The organism is Bacillota bacterium, from assembly GCA_040757205.1.
Lineage (GTDB): Bacteria > Bacillota > Desulfotomaculia > Desulfotomaculales > Desulforudaceae > Desulforudis.
In genome coordinates this window covers 1-15,878 of sequence record JBFLXL010000013.1, presented here as the reverse complement: position 1 = coordinate 15,878, position 15,878 = coordinate 1, and the positions used below count along the sequence as shown (strand labels likewise).

Genomic DNA, 15,878 nt, shown 5'->3' with positions numbered 1-15,878 from the left:
TATGGGGGTGAGGACGAGAATGCGGAGGCTGCGCCGGGGGTCGGTTATCCGGCGGCTGGTCCGGGAGACCAAGCTCGAGGTGGACGACCTGATCCTGCCGGTGTTCATCACGGAAGGCCGGGGGGTGATTGAGCCGGTGCCGTCCATGCCCGGAGTGTACCGCCACTCGGTGGACACCTTGACCGTCCTGCTGCAGGAGGTCACGGCCCTCGGGATTCCGGGGATCATCGTGTTCGGGGTGCCGGCGGCCAAGGACGCGAGAGCCTCCGGGGCCTACACCGCCGACGGGGTGGTCCAGCGCGGCGTGGCGGCGATCAAGGAGCGTTACCCGGACCTCCTGGTGATCACCGACGTGTGCTTGTGCGCCTACACCGACCACGGCCACTGCGGGCTGGTGGAAAACGGAGTGGTCCTGAACGACCCCTCGGTGGAACTCCTGGCCAAAACCGCCCTGTCCCACGCGCGGGCCGGTGCCGACATCGTCGCCCCGTCGGACATGATGGACGGCCGGGTGGGGGTCATCCGCACGCTCCTGGACGCCGAAGGTTTTGCAGAGGTGCCGGTAATGTCCTACGCCGCCAAGTACGCGTCCGCCTTCTACGGCCCGTTCCGGGACGCCGCCGGGTCGGCGCCGCAGTTCGGCGACCGCCGGACCTATCAGATGGACCCGGCCAACGCGCTCGAGGCGCTGCGCGAGGTGGCCCTGGACCTGGAGGAAGGCGCCGACATCGTGATGGTCAAGCCGGCGCTGGCTTACCTGGACGTCATCCGGCGCGTAAAGGACGCGTTCGAGGTGCCGGTGGCGGCCTACAACGTGAGCGGCGAATACGCTCTGGTGAAGGCCGCGGCCCAGAAGGGCTGGATCGACGAGCGGGCGCTGGTCCTGGAGATGCTGACCGGAATGAAGCGCGCGGGCGCCGACATCATCTTGACCTATTTCGCCATAGACGTCGCCCGCCGGCTAAAAAATGAGGACTGAGGACTGAGGACTGAGGACTGAGTAAAGCACGTCATGATATTACTTCTTCCATATTACTTCTTCCGGAACCTGAGGACTGAGTGAGGGATAGAAATGCTGGTCTCCTGGAACACCACCAATATGTGCAACCTGGCCTGCGCTCACTGCTATCGCGATGCGGGCCAAAAGGCCGAGGACGAATTGAACACGGCCGAGGGCAAGGCGCTCATCGACGAAATCGCCGCGGCCGGCTTCAAGATCATGATTTTCTCCGGCGGCGAGCCGCTGATACGGCCCGACATCTACGACCTCATCGCCTACGCCGCGTCCCGCGGGCTGCGTCCGGTGCTGGGTTCCAACGGCACCCTGATCACCCCGGAGGTTGCCGGCCGGCTGGTCCATGCCGGGGCGCGGGCGATCGGGATCAGCCTGGACAGCGTGGACCCGGGCGCCCACGACGGCTTCCGGGCCGAGCGCGGTTCCTGGCAGGCGGCGGTGGAAGGGATGAAAAACTGCCGCGCGGCCGGTCTGCCCTTCCAGGTGCACACCACGGTGATGGACTGGAACGAGGAAGAAGTCGAGGGGCTGACCGACCTGGTCGTGGAGTTGGGCGGCATGGCCCACCACGTGTTCTTCCTGGTGCCGACCGGCCGGGCTCTGGCCATCGAGCACACCACCTTGCGCGCTCAGCAGTACGAGCGTTTGTTGCGCCGGCTCCTCAAGAAGCAGCAAACGGCCGGCCTGGAAGTGAAGCCGACCTGCGCCCCGCAGTTCATCCGGGTGGCCGACCAGCTCGGGGTGAAAACGCGGTTCACGCGCGGCTGCCTGGCCGGCATCGCCTACGGCCTGATCAACCCCGTCGGCGACCTGCAGGCGTGCGCCTACTTGGACAAGGCCGTCGGCAACGTGCGCGAGGCCTCGTTCGGAAAGATGTGGCGGGAAGCCGAACTGTTCCGGGTCCTGCGTTCCCGGCGCTACTCCGGGAAGTGCGGGACCTGCGAGTACAGCGACACCTGCGGCGGCTGCCGGGCGCGGGCCGAGTTCTACCACGGAGACTACATGGCTGAGGAACCCTGGTGCCTCTATCGCGGGGGGCGGGTGGCGGCGCATGAAGCTTGACGATACCGACCGGCGGCTCCTGGAACTGATCCAGCAACAGATCCCGCTCTCCACCCGGCCGTATCTGGAGATCGCGGCCGCGCTCGGTGTGGACGAAGCCGAGGTCCTCAACCGCTTGGCGCGGCTCCGGGAAGCCAAGATCATCCGGCGGATGGGCGGGTTCTTCGACTCGCGCAAACTCGGCTACACCGGCACGCTCTGCGCGGTGCGGGTCCCCGCCGAACGGATCGACGCGGTGGCCGCGGTGGTCAACTCCTACCCTGAAGTCAGCCACAACTACCTCCGCGACCACGAGTACAACATGTGGTTCACGGTGCTGGCCCCGTCCACCGAGGCGGTCCGGCGAATAATCGAAGAAATTAAAACGCGGGCCGGGATCGGCCACGTCTTGAGCCTGCCGGCCGAACGCGTGTTCAAGATCAAAGTACGGTTCAAGGTGCCCGAGGTGAAAGATGCTGAGTGACTACGAAAAGCAGGCCGTTCTTGAGCTTCAGGGGGACCTGCCGGTCGAGAGCCGTCCTTTCGCCGGGATGGCCCGGCGCCTCGGGGTGATGGAAGAGGCGCTCCTGGAAACGGCTGCGGATTTTCTCAAGCGGGGCCTGATGCGCCGCTTTGGGGCCGCCCTGCGGCACCAGCATGTCGGTTACGGCGGCAACGCCCTGGTGGCCTGGGTGGTGCCGCCCGCGGATATCGAGCGGGCCGGCCCGGCCGTCGCCGCCTACCCCGAAGTGACCCACTGCTACCAGCGAACCCCCGCGCCCGGCTGGCCGTACAACCTTTACGCCATGGTGCACCGCCCCACCGAGGCCGAGTGCGGCGAACTGGTGCGGCAGATCAGTGCCGCCGCCGGCCTCGGCGAATATGTCGTGCTTTTCAGCAAGGCCGAACTGAAACGGAGCAGCATGCAGTATTTCCGGTAGAAAACACAAAGGCGGTCCGGAATCGGTCTTAATTCCGGAAATCGTTGCCGGGAAACCGACGCCGGCAAAACCAAAGGAGTGATGTTATGACGCGGAAGCACCGCCGGTCGGCCGAGATGTTCGCCCGGGCCCAGACCTACATGCCGGGCGGCGTGAACAGCCCCGTCCGCGCCTTCAAGGCGGTGGGGGGCGACCCGGTGTTCTTTCAGCGGGGCGAAGGAGCGGTCCTGTGCGATGTGGACGGCAACCGGTACATCGACTACGTAGCCTCGTGGGGCCCCCTGATATTGGGGCACGCCCACCCGGAAGTGATCCGGGCCGTAAAGGAGTGCGCCGAGTTCGGGACCAGTTTTGGGGCGCCGAACGAACTCGAGATCGAGTTGGCGCGGCTCCTCGTGGAGGCCCTGCCTTCCGTGGAGCTGGTTCGGCTGGTCAATTCCGGCACCGAGGCCGCCATGAGCGCGCTACGGCTGGCACGGGCCCACACCAAGCGTGAAAAGATCGTGAAATTCGAAGGTTGTTACCACGGACACGCCGACGCGCTCTTGGTCAAGGCCGGATCCGGGGCGCTCACCCTGGGGGTGCCGACCAGCCCCGGAGTGCCGGAGGACACGGCCCGCAACACCATTGTGGCCGCTTTCAACGACCTGGAAGGCCTGCAGGCGCTTTTCGCCCAGCGCGGGGAGGAGATCGCGGCGGTGATCGTCGAGCCGGTGCCCGCGAACATGGGCCTGGTCCCGCCCCGCCCCGGCTTCCTGAAGGGCTTGCGGGACCTGACCGCGGCGTACGGCGCCCTGCTCATCTTCGACGAGGTGATCACCGGATTCCGGCTGACTTACGGTGGGGCCCAGAATCTTTACAGCGTCCAACCCGACCTCACCTGCCTCGGGAAGATCATCGGGGGCGGGTTGCCGGTCGGGGCCTACGGGGGGGGGCGCGACATCATGGAACAGGTGGCTCCGTCCGGGCCGGTCTACCAGGCCGGAACCCTGTCCGGAAATCCGCTGGCCATGGCCGCCGGGATCGCGACCATCAAGGTGCTGGCCGAGCCGGGCGTTTACGAGGCTCTGGAGTTGAAGGCCATGCGGCTGGCGCGGGGACTAGAAGAGGCCGCCGCCCTGACCGGGGCCGAAGTGCACATCACCCGGACCGGCTCAATGCTGTGCGTATTCTTTCAGCCCGGCCCGGTGACCGACTTTGCGGGCGCGCTGCGTTCGGACACCGCCCGGTACAGCCGCTACTTCCAGGCGCTTCTGGAGCGCGGGGTGTACATCGCCCCGGCCCAATTCGAGGCGTCGTTCCTGTCGACGGCACACACCGACAAACACCTTGACCGCACCCTGGAGGCCTGCGAGGAAGCTTTTCGGTTTGCTTTTTCCGGGTAGGACCGCTATAATCTAAACTTGGATGCCGTTTGTGACCCGCCGGCGCCTGGAAGACCGACCTTTCGGTTTCTGTACGCCTTCCGGCGGTCTTTTTGGGCTGGTTCGGGTCTGAATTTTCTCTATATTAAGAAAAGGCAGGAAAAACCCGGTATCCGTCAAACTTCTGTGAACAGCGGGAACAAAGCGGTAATAACCAATTGGCAGTGAAAGGGGAATCGTCCGTGCCCCAGCAAGAACCACTTTACGACCATAACCAGTTGACGAGCTACATAGAGGCGCACCGCGGTGAGCCGGCCAGCCTGATCCAGGTGCTCTCCCAGATCCAGCAGGCCGCGGGTTACCTGCCCAAGCCCGTGTTGGTGGAGGCAGCCGACGCACTGGGGCTTTCCCTGACCGAGGTTTACGGGACGGCGTCCTTTTACGCCTTTTTCATCTTCCGGCCGCGCGGGCGTCATGGCATCGCCCTGTGCAACGGCACCGCCTGCTACGTCAAGGGTGCGGCCGCGGTAAAAGCCCGTTTGGAACAGGAGTTGGGGATCAAGGCCCCAGACACCACGCCGGACCGGCGCTTCTCGCTGGACGTGGTCCGCTGCATCGGCTGCTGCGCCTTGGCGCCGGTGGTCACGGTGGACGAGGATGTGCACGCCGGGGTAGATCCGGAAAAGGTGCCCGGAATTCTGGAGCAGTACAAGTAGCTGTATGTAGGGGGGTGGACTGATGAACACTGCCGGACTGGCGAGGTTGCGGACCAAGGCGCGCGAGGCGCTGCGGCTGCGGGCGAACGAACGGCCGGTTGACGGGTACGAGCACCACGCTCTGGTCTGTGGTGGTACTGGCTGCATCTCTTCCGGTTGCAGGTCCGTGAAGAACGCGCTCGTTGACGAAATCAGGAAACAAGGTCTGGAAGCGAAAGTTCGGGTGATTGAGACCGGCTGCATGGGGCCGTGCAACCTGGGACCGATGATCACCGTTTACCCGGACGGGATTTTTTACGAGAAGGTCGCCGCTCACGCCGTGGAATCCCTGGTCGCCGGGCACTTTCGGGAGGGGCGCCCGGTGAACCGCCTGCTGCACCGGTGCCCGGACACCGGCAAAGTGCTGGCGCGCCTGCCCGAGATTCCCTTCTTCAACCGGCAGCAGCGGATTGTGCTCCGCAACTGTGGGATCATCGATCCCCTTTCCATCGAGGAATACATCGGCCGGGACGGGTATGCGGCGCTGGCCCAGGTGTTGAACGGAATGACCAGGGAACAGGTCGTCGAGGAGATGAAGAAGTCCGGGCTGCGCGGGCGCGGCGGGGCGGGTTTCCCCACCGGCCTGAAATGGCAATTCACCCTGCAGGCTCCAGGCGAGCTCAAGTACGTGGTTTGCAACGGTGATGAGGGGGATCCCGGAGCGTTTATGGACCGGAGCGTACTGGAGGGTGACCCGCACTCGGTACTGGAGGGAATGATCATCGGCGGTTACGCCGTGGGGGCGTCTAAGGGTTACGCCTACATCCGGGCGGAGTACCCGCTGGCGATCAAGAATTTCGAGGCGGCCATCAAAAGCGCCCGGGAAATGGGTCTTCTGAGCATAGACATTTTGGAATCGGGATTCGGCTTCAACGTCGAGATCCGCGTTGGCGCCGGCGCTTTTGTGTGCGGCGAGGAGACGGCGCTCCTGCATTCTATCGCGGGCAAGCGCGGCGAACCGCGCCCCCGCCCGCCGTTCCCGGCCCAGTGCGGCCTTTATGATAAGCCCACCGTAATCAACAACGTGGAGACGTGGGCGAACATCGCCCCGATCATCCTGCGCGGCGGCGACTGGTACGCGGGCATCGGCACCGGGAAGAGCAAGGGGACCAAGGTGTTCGCCCTGGCCGGCAAGATCGTCAACACCGGCCTGGTGGAAGTGCCCCTGGGCACCACCCTGCGGGAAGTGGTATACGGTATCGGCGGCGGAATACAAAACGGCAAAAGCTTGAAGGCGATCCAGAGCGGCGGGCCGTCGGGGGGCGCCATCCCGGCGGCGTACATCGACACGCCGATCGACTACGAGGCTTTGGCCGCGCTTGACTCCATCATGGGGTCGGGCGGCTTGATCGTCCTGGACGAGGACAGCTGCATGGTCGACGTGGCGCGGTTCTTCATGGATTTTGTGCAGGACGAGTCCTGTGGGAAGTGCACCCCGTGCCGGATCGGCACCAGGCGGATGCTGGAGATCCTCACCCGGCTGACCCAGGGCCGCGCGGGGAAGGAAGACGTGGACCTTTTGATCGAACTGGCCAACACCGTCCGGAAGACCGCGCTGTGCGGCTTGGGCCAGACCGCCGGGAACCCGGTTTTGAGCACGACCCGGCACTACCGGCACGAATACGAGCGGCACGCGGTCGAAAAACAGTGTTCTACCGGCGCCTGTCCCATGCGCATCGGCCCGGCGCAGGCCGACAATGCCAAGAAGCAGGGAGGGAGAAGCTGATGGCGGTTACTCTGACCATAGACGGCCGGCCCGTAACGGTCGAACCGGGAACCACCGTGCTGGACGCGGCCCGGCACCTGGGCATCGCCGTTCCGACCCTCTGCTACCTGAAGCAGCTGAACCACCGGGTCGGGGCCTGCCGCATGTGCATCGTGGAGGTCGAGGGCGCGCGCACATACCTGGCCTCCTGTACCCTCCCCGCCACCGAGGGAATGGTGGTGCGGACCGGCACACCCGGCATCCGGAATGCCCGCCGGATGATCCTGGAGTTGATGCTTTCCGACCACCCGAACGAGTGCCTGCTCTGCATCCGGAGCGGCAGCTGTGAATTGCAGGAGACCGCAAACCTGATGGGGCTCCGGGAGATCCGGTTTCAGCGGGTTTCCCGGACCCTTTACAAGAAGGATGACTCCAGTCCGGCGATCATCCGGGAGCCCCAGAAGTGCATCTATTGCCGGCGCTGCGTCACGGTTTGCGCCGACGTGCAGACGGTGCACGCCATCGGGCCGCAGTTGCGCGGCTTCGCCACGGTGATCGCTCCCCCGTACAACCTGCCCCTGGGTGAGTCGGTCTGCGTGCACTGCGGCCAGTGCGCGCTGGTCTGCCCCGTGGGCGCTATCTACGAGCGGGACGACACGGGGGCCGTTTGGGCGGCGCTGGCCGACCCGGCCAAACACGTGGTGGTGCAGACCGCGCCCGCGACCAGAGTCACCCTGGGCGAGGCGTTCGGCTTGCCTCCGGGCACGCTGGTGACCGGCAAAATGGTGGCCGCCTTGCGGCGCCTCGGTTTTGACCGGGTGTTCGACACCGACTTTGCGGCGGACCTCACCATCGTCGAGGAAGGAAACGAGTTGATCGACCGCCTCGCGAAAGGCGGGCCGCTGCCGATGATCACGTCGTGCAGCCCGGGGTGGATCAAGTTCATCGAGCATTTCTATCCCGAGTTTTTGCCGCACCTGTCCACTGCCAAGTCGCCGCAGCAGATGTTCGGGGCGCTGGCCAAGACCTACTACGCGGAGCAGGCCGGGATCGATCCCAAGGATATCGTGGTGGTTTCGCTCATGCCTTGTACGGCCAAGAAATTCGAGGCCGGCCGGCCCGAGATGAACGCCAGCGGTTACCGGGACGTGGACGTGGTGCTCACCACCCGGGAACTGGTCCGAATGCTGCACGAGGCCTGCATCGACCTGAACAATATGCCCGACGAGGAGTATGACCGGCCGCTGGGCCTCTCGACCGGAGCCGGAGCCATATTCGGCGCGACCGGCGGAGTGATGGAGGCGGCGCTGCGCACGGCCTACGAACTGGTTACCGGGAAACCTTTGCCCGGGATCGACATCGAGGCGGTGCGTGGGCCGGACGGTGTCCGGCAAGCGGATGTCGACCTGGAGGGCAGCCCGGTCAAGGTGATGGTGGCCCATGGTCTGGGTCACGCCCGGATGCTGATGGAAAGGCTTGTTGCCGGCGAGTTGAAGGACTGTCACTTCATCGAGGTGATGGCCTGCCCCGGCGGCTGCATCGGCGGGGGCGGCCAGCCGATCGGCACCAATCCCGAAGTCCGGCAGCGGCGCGCCGCCGGGATCTACCGCGCGGACAAGGGAATGCAGTTGCGCAAATCCCACGAGAATCCGGCGATCATCGAGCTTTACGAGCGATTCCTGGGCAAACCCCTGGGCCAGAAGTCGCACTGGCTTTTGCATACCAGCTACACGCCGCGGTCGGCTCACCCGGAGCCGGCCGAGAACGAGTAGGGGACCGGCGGTGGAATAGGGGACAGTCCCCCTTTTGGTGGGGGTGATGAGGTTTGACCGGGACCGGGAACGGGATGCCGGCGGAGGCCTTGGTGTGGGTGATCGGTGAAACCGCCGAGGGCATTGAGGCGCCCTGCTGACCGCCGGACAGCATGGGGGACGTGCTCCCCGTGGACGCCCAGTTCAGGCTGCTGCAAAAAGTGCTGCGTTTACGCTACGGTGACCGGGTGATGGTGGCCTACCGGCAACTCGAGACCATCGCGGACGCGGATTTGCGCCGCGACGCCTTCCTGCTGCCGGCTTTGGCCGTCAACGGCAGGGTTATCCTCCGGGGGCGGCTGGACCTGCAAACAATCATCGACCACCTCGCCGAGCTGGGGATCCGGCCCTCACCCAAAGGCTAACAAAAAGGCTAATTGATGTCCACGCGGTGCGCCTTGGGTCTGCGGCCGGCTTCGGTCTTGGGAATCCGAATCTCCAGGATGCCGTTCTCGAAGTGCGCCCTTGCCTCATTGGGTTTCACCTCGACCGGAAGGGGCACGGTTCGCGAAAAACTGCCGTAGAACCGCTCGCTGTGGATGTAGTCATCTTCACGAACATCATGCACCCGCTTGATCTCCCCGCGGATGGAGACGGAGTCCTTGGTGACGTGAACTTCGACGTCGTCTTTGGACGGCACGCCCGGCAGCTCCGCGACCGTGATTACTTCGTCCTCGGTTTGGTGCACGTCGATACGCGGCGCGGCGGCCTCCCGCGTGCCGGTCCGCAGCGTGTCCCACAGCCGGTTCATTTGTTCGCGCAGGGTCGCCAATTCGGGGGGATCCCAACGTCTAAGGCCCATTTTTGTGTTTGCCTCCTGTTACCGTCTTGTTTCTTCTTATTATTGTTTCTGGCCGGCGCCATTATGTACCGCCGGGGCAGGGAACCGCCGGCCGAACACCGAAAACTGGTTATGTTAAGGAGATAGATCCGCACACAGAAACGGGGGGACTCAGGCGGAATTGGACTTGAAAGAAAAGCGGCTGTCTTCGGAATATGTTTTCCAGGGCAATATTCTGCGCGTCCGGGTGGATACGGTCTTGCTGCCGGACGGCCGCACCGGCTCCCGCGAGGTGGTGGAGTACGCCGGCGCGGTAGCCGTCGTTGCGCTGGACGCCCTCGGCCGGGTGGTGTTGGTGCGCCAATACCGCTATCCCGTGGGGGAGGAGTTGCTCGAAATACCGGCGGGGAAGCTGGAGGCTGGAGAGGACCCGCTGGCCTGCGCCCGGCGGGAACTGCTGGAAGAAACCGGTTTTGCGGCCCGGGATTGGCGTCTGGTGTGCAGTTATTATTCCACGCCTGGCTTCACCAGTGAGCGGATGCACGTGTTTCTGGCCACGGAACTCGAACCCAAAGAGGCGTCCGCGGATGCGGACGAGTTCATCGAGGTGGACCTTGTTCCGCTGGAGAAGGCGCTGGCGATGATCGGCGAGGGTACGATCCGGGACGGCAAATCACTGGTGGGATTGCTGACCGTGGTGCGGGAACTGGGCTCCAAAGAACCGTCCGGGACGGGTGCAAACGGTCCGGAGCGGTCATCCTTCCGTCCTACTTCGCCGTAAACGGCACAAAGATCATTTCCTCGGCCTTCAGCAGGGCCTGGTGCGGTCCTGGCGGGGGACTGGTTTTTGACTCCCCGATCAGCACCACGGTGTCCGCGATGGAAACCACTCCCCCGCGAAAGTCCAGGCCGGCCACCTTTGCCTGCCGGTCGCCGTATATCCCGGCCCGCACCGTACCCGACGAACTGCCCATTATCAGAACGTGGCCCCCGGCCTCGGCCAGAGCGCCGGAATGCACGTTCCCCATGATTACCAGGTGGCCGAGATCATTTCGGACTCGCTGGCCCGACCGGATGGCACGCCAAACGATATGTGTGCGGTCGCCGGACGGCGCCGGCGGCTTGGGGCGTGAAGGCGGGCGCGCGGCGCGTGCCTCCCGGACCGGCACCATGCCGTACCCGACCAGCATCAACTCCAACTCCTCCTGCTGATGCGCCGGCAAGGAAGCTTGCTCCGGCCGCAGGAAAAAGCGTGCCCCGCGGAAAAACCCGTTTGCTGACTCCATCTTTCGGCGCAGGACATCTTTCAATTCGTCAAAATCACTCGTCTGGGGCAACAAGATCATCAGTCCGTGCCGGGTACCCTTGATTTGCACTTCGCTCGACAAGCCAATCCCTTCCTAATGTTGCCGGGTATGCCCTTCCATAGTTATTTCGATCATCCACGACTTTTTTCCTCCCTGCGGCATAAAAAAACCTGATCGAGTGCACCATTCTACTGTAGAAAAACATGATTCGCCGTGACTCCGTTTTGAAAGGAGGCCTAATCAATGCCGGAGTGGCGCAAGGACCCGGTAGTGGACCGCTGGGTGATCATCGCCACCGAAAGGGCGAAGCGTCCCCGCGATTTCAAGTGCCCTTCCGACCAGCTCAATCCGGGCAACTGCCCCCTGTGTGTCGGTAACGAGGATAAGACCCCCCCGGAAATCCTGGCTTTCCGGGAGGCCAACTCTCCCGCCAACCAGCCGGGTTGGTGGATCCGGGTTGTGCCGAACAAATTTCCGGCCGTTCGCCCCGACGAGGGCCACTATACGTGGCATGACGGCATCTATGAGGGCATGAACGGAATCGGCGTCCACGAAGTAATCGTGGAATCCACCGATCACGAACCGGACTTGGTCAACCAGACCGACCGCCAGGTGGAGGAGGTCCTCTGGGCTTGGCGGGCCCGTTCGCTGGCTCTCCGCCACGACACCAGGCTGAAGTACGTTCAAATTTTCAAGAACAAGGGGCGCACCGGGGGCGCGTCTCTGGAGCACACGCACTCCCAGTTGATCGCCATCCCCATGGTTCCGGCTGATGTAGCCGAGGAGTTGGCCGGGCTGCACGAATACCGGCGGCACCGCAATGCGTGCGCCTACTGCGACGTGGTTCGCCAGGAGCTGTCCGGAAGGGACCGGGTGGTGCTGGAGAGTGAGCGTTTTGTGTGCCTGGTGCCTTTCGCCGCTCGTTACCCGTTTGAGATGTGGATTCTACCCAAGGAACATCAGGCCGACTTCGCCCAGATCGGCGAGGAATGCATCCGCGACCTGGCCCCGGTCCTGCGGGGGGCCTTGCTCAGGCTCTCGGATGCCGTGTGCCGGCCGCCGTACAACCTGGTACTCCACACCTCGCCCATCAACGTGGGCGGGGACGTATTCTACCACTGGCACTTCGAAATCATGCCCCGGTTGACGATCACGGCCGGCTACGAGCTGGGGACGGGGTACTTCATCAACCCGACGCCCCCGGAACTGGCGGCCGAGGCGCTCCGGGACGCGCTCGAAGAGGCTTTCGCGCCGCCCCACGCGCACACTATTCCTTAAGGAGGTGTCAAGGCATGTTTGACCGTCCGCTGAAAATACTCTTCGTTTCCTCGGAAGTGGTTCCGTTCGCCAAGACCGGGGGCCTGGCCGACGTCGCCGGTTCCTTGCCCAAGGCGCTCGCGACCGTTGTCGACCATGGGCTGCCGCATCACGATGTACGGGTGGCGATGCCCCGCTACAAAATGATCGAGGACACCCGGTACGTTACCGACTTTCCGGTCTGGTTCGCCGACAAGAATCACGAGGCGATCATCCGGCAGCGCGAAATCGAGGCTCAGTTCCAGGGGGCGCACCACACCGTTTTGGTGTACATGATCGACAACTACCAGTACTACTACCGGGACGGCATCTACGACTTCGACGACGAGGCCGAGCGGTTCGGCTTCTTCAGCAAAGCGGTGCTGGAGATGCTGCCCCGGTTGGGCTGGCAGCCGGACGTCATCCACTGCAATGACTGGCAGTGCGGGCCGATTCCGCTGTTTCTGAAGACGCACTACCGCGGGGACCCGTTTTTCAGCCGCATCGCCACCGTTTTCACGATTCACAACCTGCAGTACCAGGGGAACTACCCCAAGGAAGTGCTGCCCATGCTGGGCCTGGGCAAGGAGTACTTCCGGCCCGAGGAATTGGAGTTCTACGGCAGCGTGAGCTTCATGAAAGCCGGGATCAAGTACGCCGACGTGCTGTCCACCGTAAGCCGCACTTACGTCCGGGAGATCCAGACCCCTGAATACGGGCAGCGGATGGAGGGCGTGCTGCGGCAGCGGGCGCACGAACTCTACGGCATCGTCAACGGGATCAACTACCACGAGTTTGACCCGAAAACCGACCCGCGCCTGCACCGGAACTACGACGCCGACCATTGGGAACACAAAAAAGAGAACAAATACACCCTGCAGCGGGAAATGAACCTGCCGGTCCGGGACGTCCCGGTGATCGGGCTGATCACGCGGCTGGCGGACCAAAAGGGCCTGGATTTGATCGCCGAGATCAGCGAGGAATTGATGCGCCTGGATATTCAACTGGTGGTCCTAGGCAAGGGCGACAAATACTACGAGGATATGTTCCGGGAGATGAAGGTCCGGCATCCCGGGAAGATCGCCGCCCACATCGGCTTCAACCTCGTTTTGGCCCAGCGTATCTATGCCGGTTCGGACATGTTCCTGATGCCGTCCCGCTTTGAGCCCTGCGGGCTGGGGCAGTTGATCAGCCTGCGCTACGGAGCCATCCCCATCGTGCGGGAAACCGGCGGCCTGGCCGACACGGTGAGCGAGTACGATCCGGCCACCGGCGGCGGCAACGGTTTCGTCTTCAAGGAGTACGACGCCCGGGCCCTATACAGCGCCATCGCCCGGGCCCTGAAGCTCTGCCGGGAAGACCACCAAGCCTGGGGGCGGTTGGTGCGAAACGCCATGGAGATGGACTTCTCCTGGGCCCGTTCGGCCGTGGAATACCTCCAGTTGTACCGGGACGCCATGGAAAAGGCCGGCGAGGAAAGAGGCATCCGCATCGCCTGAAAGCCGGGCGGCGCAAAGCTGTGTGCGTACAGGACGGCCGTCCTCTCCGGGACGGCCGTCTTTCCATGTTGACAGGGGGTGGTTTCGGCGGTAGCATTAGTGGAAATCCTTGCTGAAGCCACATAGGGGGTGTTATTGAATTGTTGCCGGAGATTTTGTGCCCGCCCGGCGAATTCGCGGCCCGGTGGTTGAAATTCCAGGAACGGCTGCAGGAACGCGGGATCGACGGGGCCCTGCTGGTACAAAGCGCTGACCTCGTGTACTTCACCGGTACTTTTCAGGACGGTCATCTATACGTGCCGGCCCAGGGCACGCCCCGGTTTATGGTCCGCCGGGACTGGGCCTCCGCCCGGGCCGACGCCGCCCTGGACGACGTGGTCCCCATCCAGAGTTTCAGCCAACTGCCCGGACTGATCCAGGAAGCGGGTTGCCCCGTGCCGGGGCGGCTCGGCCTGGAGCTGGACGTGCTGCCGGTACAGGCCTACTTTCGTTATCAGAAGGTGTTCCCGGAGGCCGAACTGGTCGACTGCTCGTCGCTCGTCAAGGAACTCCGGGCCGTGAAGACCCCCTACGAGCTTGCTCTCCTGCGCGACGCCGGGCGCCGGGCGGACGCGATGTTCGCCACCCTGCCGGACATCGTCCGCGAAGGGCGTTCCGAGGTGGAGATGGCCGGCCTGTTTGAGGCCGTGGCCCGCCGCATGGGGCACCAGGGGCTTTTGCGCATGCGGGGCTTGAACGCCGAGACCTTCTGGGGGCACTTCATGACTGGAGTGACCGCTACCCAGGCCGGCTTTTTCGACGGCGCGACGGGTGGGGCGGGGGTCGGCCCGGAGTTCCGCTTCGGCGCCTCCTTCAAGAAGCTGGCCCGCGACGAACCGGTGGTGGTGGACTACCCCGGCATCTTCCGCGGCTACATCGTGGACATCACCCGGATCTTCGTGGCTGGCACCCTGCCGGAAACACTGCAGCGGGCGCACCGGACCGCCCTGGACATCCAGAACACGCTGGCGGCGGAGATCCGCCCCGGCAAGACCACCGCCGCGGTGTACGAGCGGGCCCGGACCCTGGCGGAGGAGGCCGGGCTGGCACCCCACTTCATGGGTTATGACAACCCGGTCCGCTTCGTGGGACACGGGGTGGGCTTGGAGCTTAACGAACTGCCGGTATTGGCCCCCGGCCGGGAAAACAAGCTGGAGGCGAACATGGTCATCGCCGTGGAACCGAAGTTCGTCTTCCCGGGCCTCGGCGCGGTCGGCATCGAGAACACCTTCGTGATCACGGAAGACGGGCTCGAACGGCTCACCAACTACCCCGACGAAATAATCGAACTCGCCTAATTGTGGATGCCGGCAACGAAGAAAGGTAGCCCAAGCCCAACCGAAGCCCAAAAGAAAAAAAGGACAGTCCCCTTTGTTGCCCCCCCGCAATAAAGCGGTGGGCAAAGAATGTCTGACGCTGCCGAAAGGGAAGAGGACTTAAGGCAATGGGGAAAATGGTTAAAAACGTGTTGGGGATCCTGGGCAGCCCGCGCCGCCACGGGAAGGTGGGCACGCTCCTGGATAAGGTGCTGGAGGAGGCGGCGGCCGGCGGCCACACTGTGGAATTGGTGCATCTGTACGATCTGGACATCCGGTACTGCCGGGGCTGTATGGCTTGCCGGTCGGCGGGCCGCTGCGGGATGGGCGACGACCTGGACCCCCTGGCGCGCAAAATCACGGCGGCGGACGTGGTGGTCCTGGCGGCTCCCACCTACTGGGCCAACGTGCCGGCGATCGTCAAGAACCTCTTTGACCGGATCGTGGGTTACGTGGCGGAGAGCCCCAAGGGCCGCGGCTTAAGGCCGCGCCTGTCCAGGAATCAGGAGTACGTGCTGATCACCGCCTGTACCAGTCCCAGCCCCGTCAACGTGTTGTTCAGGCAAAGCTCCGGGGCCCTCAGGAGCATGGACATGGTCTTCAGGGCGGCGGGCATGCGCCGGCGGGGCACGGTCACCCTGGCCGGCACCCGGGACCTGGAACAGATTCCGGCCCGTATTGTGGCTCAAGCCCGGCGCCTGGGCCGGATGATATAATCTGGAAAGCGCGATCAGAACCCGGCGCGAGGTCTCTACTCGAGGAAGCTACCCTCATCGCCCGGGTTGTGGAAGGCTTCCTGGAACAAAGGAAGTATGTGTTAGTCCACCGCCCGGGCCGGCGATCAATCGCCCCTCAGGACTGATCGGCCGACGACTGTAAGTCTGTCAACGGCCAGTGAAAATGTCACCTTAGAACACGCTAATTTGGCCTGAGAAAATGTCACCCCTTAAGATCGTTAAAGTGGCCTGAGAAAATGTCACCCCCTGAAACCGTGCTCCAAGTATACAC

At 64.0% G+C, this 15,878-nt stretch carries 16 protein-coding genes; 14 read left to right on the top strand and 2 right to left on the bottom strand.

Annotated features, from left to right (window positions below; genetic code table 11):
* Position 1 precedes the first annotated feature (1 nt).
* From hemB to AB1402_09040, 9 genes are all read left to right on the top strand, one after another.
* Positions 2 to 979: a porphobilinogen synthase gene (gene hemB / locus AB1402_09080; GenBank protein ID MEW6541748.1), complete on the top strand. Its 978-nt coding sequence runs from the start codon at positions 2 to 4 to the stop codon at positions 977 to 979.
* A gap of 93 nt (positions 980 to 1,072) precedes the next feature.
* Positions 1,073 to 2,077, top strand: a complete 1,005-nt coding sequence (gene nirJ2, locus AB1402_09075) for a putative heme d1 biosynthesis radical SAM protein NirJ2 (protein MEW6541747.1) — start codon at positions 1,073 to 1,075, stop codon at positions 2,075 to 2,077.
* Complete coding sequence (locus AB1402_09070) at positions 2,067 to 2,540, top strand: AsnC family transcriptional regulator (GenBank protein MEW6541746.1); 474 nt, start codon at positions 2,067 to 2,069, stop codon at positions 2,538 to 2,540. The genes nirJ2 and AB1402_09070 overlap by 11 nt, the downstream gene beginning before the upstream one ends.
* Complete coding sequence (locus AB1402_09065; GenBank protein MEW6541745.1) at positions 2,530 to 2,997, top strand: Lrp/AsnC family transcriptional regulator; 468 nt, start codon at positions 2,530 to 2,532, stop codon at positions 2,995 to 2,997. Before AB1402_09070 ends, AB1402_09065 begins: the two co-directional genes overlap by 11 nt.
* Positions 2,998 to 3,083: 86 nt before the next feature.
* A complete protein-coding gene (gene hemL, locus AB1402_09060; protein ID MEW6541744.1) occupies positions 3,084 to 4,382 on the top strand; it encodes a glutamate-1-semialdehyde 2,1-aminomutase in 1,299 nt (432 codons plus the stop codon).
* A 221-nt stretch (positions 4,383 to 4,603) separates the two neighbouring features.
* Positions 4,604 to 5,077 carry an NADH-quinone oxidoreductase subunit NuoE gene (nuoE, locus tag AB1402_09055; protein MEW6541743.1) on the top strand — a complete coding sequence of 158 codons (474 nt, stop codon included), beginning with the start codon at positions 4,604 to 4,606 and terminating at the stop codon, positions 5,075 to 5,077.
* 22 nt (positions 5,078 to 5,099) lie between these two features.
* The gene (nuoF, locus tag AB1402_09050) at positions 5,100 to 6,842 is read left to right on the top strand and encodes an NADH-quinone oxidoreductase subunit NuoF (GenBank protein ID MEW6541742.1); all 1,743 of its coding nucleotides are present in this window, start codon (positions 5,100 to 5,102) and stop codon (positions 6,840 to 6,842) included.
* Complete coding sequence (locus AB1402_09045) at positions 6,842 to 8,593, top strand: NADH-dependent [FeFe] hydrogenase, group A6 (GenBank protein ID MEW6541741.1); 1,752 nt, start codon at positions 6,842 to 6,844, stop codon at positions 8,591 to 8,593. The genes nuoF and AB1402_09045 overlap by 1 nt, the downstream gene beginning before the upstream one ends.
* 170 nt (positions 8,594 to 8,763) lie before the next feature.
* Positions 8,764 to 8,997: a hypothetical protein gene (locus AB1402_09040; GenBank protein ID MEW6541740.1), complete on the top strand. Its 234-nt coding sequence runs from the start codon at positions 8,764 to 8,766 to the stop codon at positions 8,995 to 8,997.
* 8 nt (positions 8,998 to 9,005) lie between these two features.
* On the opposite strand, the gene AB1402_09035 is transcribed toward AB1402_09040, so the two are convergent.
* Entirely contained in the window at positions 9,006 to 9,434 is a 429-nt protein-coding gene (locus AB1402_09035; GenBank protein ID MEW6541739.1) for an Hsp20/alpha crystallin family protein, read from the bottom strand.
* Positions 9,435 to 9,594: 160 nt separating this feature from the next.
* Here AB1402_09035 and AB1402_09030 point away from each other — a divergent pair, with 160 nt between their 5' ends.
* Positions 9,595 to 10,194 (top strand): NUDIX hydrolase, encoded by a 600-nt coding sequence (locus AB1402_09030; protein MEW6541738.1) that lies wholly within the window; start codon positions 9,595 to 9,597, stop codon positions 10,192 to 10,194.
* Here AB1402_09030 and AB1402_09025 read toward each other — a convergent pair.
* Positions 10,181 to 10,801, bottom strand: a complete 621-nt coding sequence (locus AB1402_09025; protein MEW6541737.1) for a septum site-determining protein MinC — start codon at positions 10,799 to 10,801, stop codon at positions 10,181 to 10,183. The two genes, AB1402_09030 and AB1402_09025, sit on opposite strands and share 14 nt — an antisense overlap.
* Before the next feature lie 162 nt (positions 10,802 to 10,963).
* Here AB1402_09025 and galT point away from each other — a divergent pair, with 162 nt between their 5' ends.
* From galT to AB1402_09005, 4 genes are all read left to right on the top strand, one after another.
* A complete protein-coding gene (gene galT / locus AB1402_09020) occupies positions 10,964 to 11,998 on the top strand; it encodes a galactose-1-phosphate uridylyltransferase (GenBank protein ID MEW6541736.1) in 1,035 nt (344 codons plus the stop codon).
* Positions 11,999 to 12,012: 14 nt separating this feature from the next.
* Positions 12,013 to 13,515 carry a glycogen synthase GlgA gene (gene glgA / locus AB1402_09015; protein ID MEW6541735.1) on the top strand — a complete coding sequence of 501 codons (1,503 nt, stop codon included), beginning with the start codon at positions 12,013 to 12,015 and terminating at the stop codon, positions 13,513 to 13,515.
* A gap of 140 nt (positions 13,516 to 13,655) precedes the next feature.
* Positions 13,656 to 14,852, top strand: coding sequence for a Xaa-Pro peptidase family protein (locus tag AB1402_09010; GenBank protein ID MEW6541734.1), 1,197 nt, complete (start codon positions 13,656 to 13,658; stop codon positions 14,850 to 14,852).
* Between the two features lie 146 nt (positions 14,853 to 14,998).
* Positions 14,999 to 15,586, top strand: coding sequence for a flavodoxin family protein (locus tag AB1402_09005; GenBank protein MEW6541733.1), 588 nt, complete (start codon positions 14,999 to 15,001; stop codon positions 15,584 to 15,586).
* Positions 15,587 to 15,878: the final 292 nt, after the last annotated feature.

Coding starts and splice junctions, on each gene's coding strand:
- hemB (MEW6541748.1), top strand. CDS start 2: ATGGGGGTGAGGACGAGAATGCGGAGGCTGCGCCGGGGGTCGGTTATC.
- nirJ2 (MEW6541747.1), top strand. CDS start 1,073: ATGCTGGTCTCCTGGAACACCACCAATATGTGCAACCTGGCCTGCGCT.
- AB1402_09070 (MEW6541746.1), top strand. CDS start 2,067: ATGAAGCTTGACGATACCGACCGGCGGCTCCTGGAACTGATCCAGCAA.
- AB1402_09065 (MEW6541745.1), top strand. CDS start 2,530: ATGCTGAGTGACTACGAAAAGCAGGCCGTTCTTGAGCTTCAGGGGGAC.
- hemL (MEW6541744.1), top strand. CDS start 3,084: ATGACGCGGAAGCACCGCCGGTCGGCCGAGATGTTCGCCCGGGCCCAG.
- nuoF (MEW6541742.1), top strand. CDS start 5,100: ATGAACACTGCCGGACTGGCGAGGTTGCGGACCAAGGCGCGCGAGGCG.
- AB1402_09045 (MEW6541741.1), top strand. CDS start 6,842: ATGGCGGTTACTCTGACCATAGACGGCCGGCCCGTAACGGTCGAACCG.
- AB1402_09035 (MEW6541739.1), bottom strand. CDS start 9,434: ATGGGCCTTAGACGTTGGGATCCCCCCGAATTGGCGACCCTGCGCGAA.
- galT (MEW6541736.1), top strand. CDS start 10,964: ATGCCGGAGTGGCGCAAGGACCCGGTAGTGGACCGCTGGGTGATCATC.
- glgA (MEW6541735.1), top strand. CDS start 12,013: ATGTTTGACCGTCCGCTGAAAATACTCTTCGTTTCCTCGGAAGTGGTT.
- AB1402_09005 (MEW6541733.1), top strand. CDS start 14,999: ATGGGGAAAATGGTTAAAAACGTGTTGGGGATCCTGGGCAGCCCGCGC.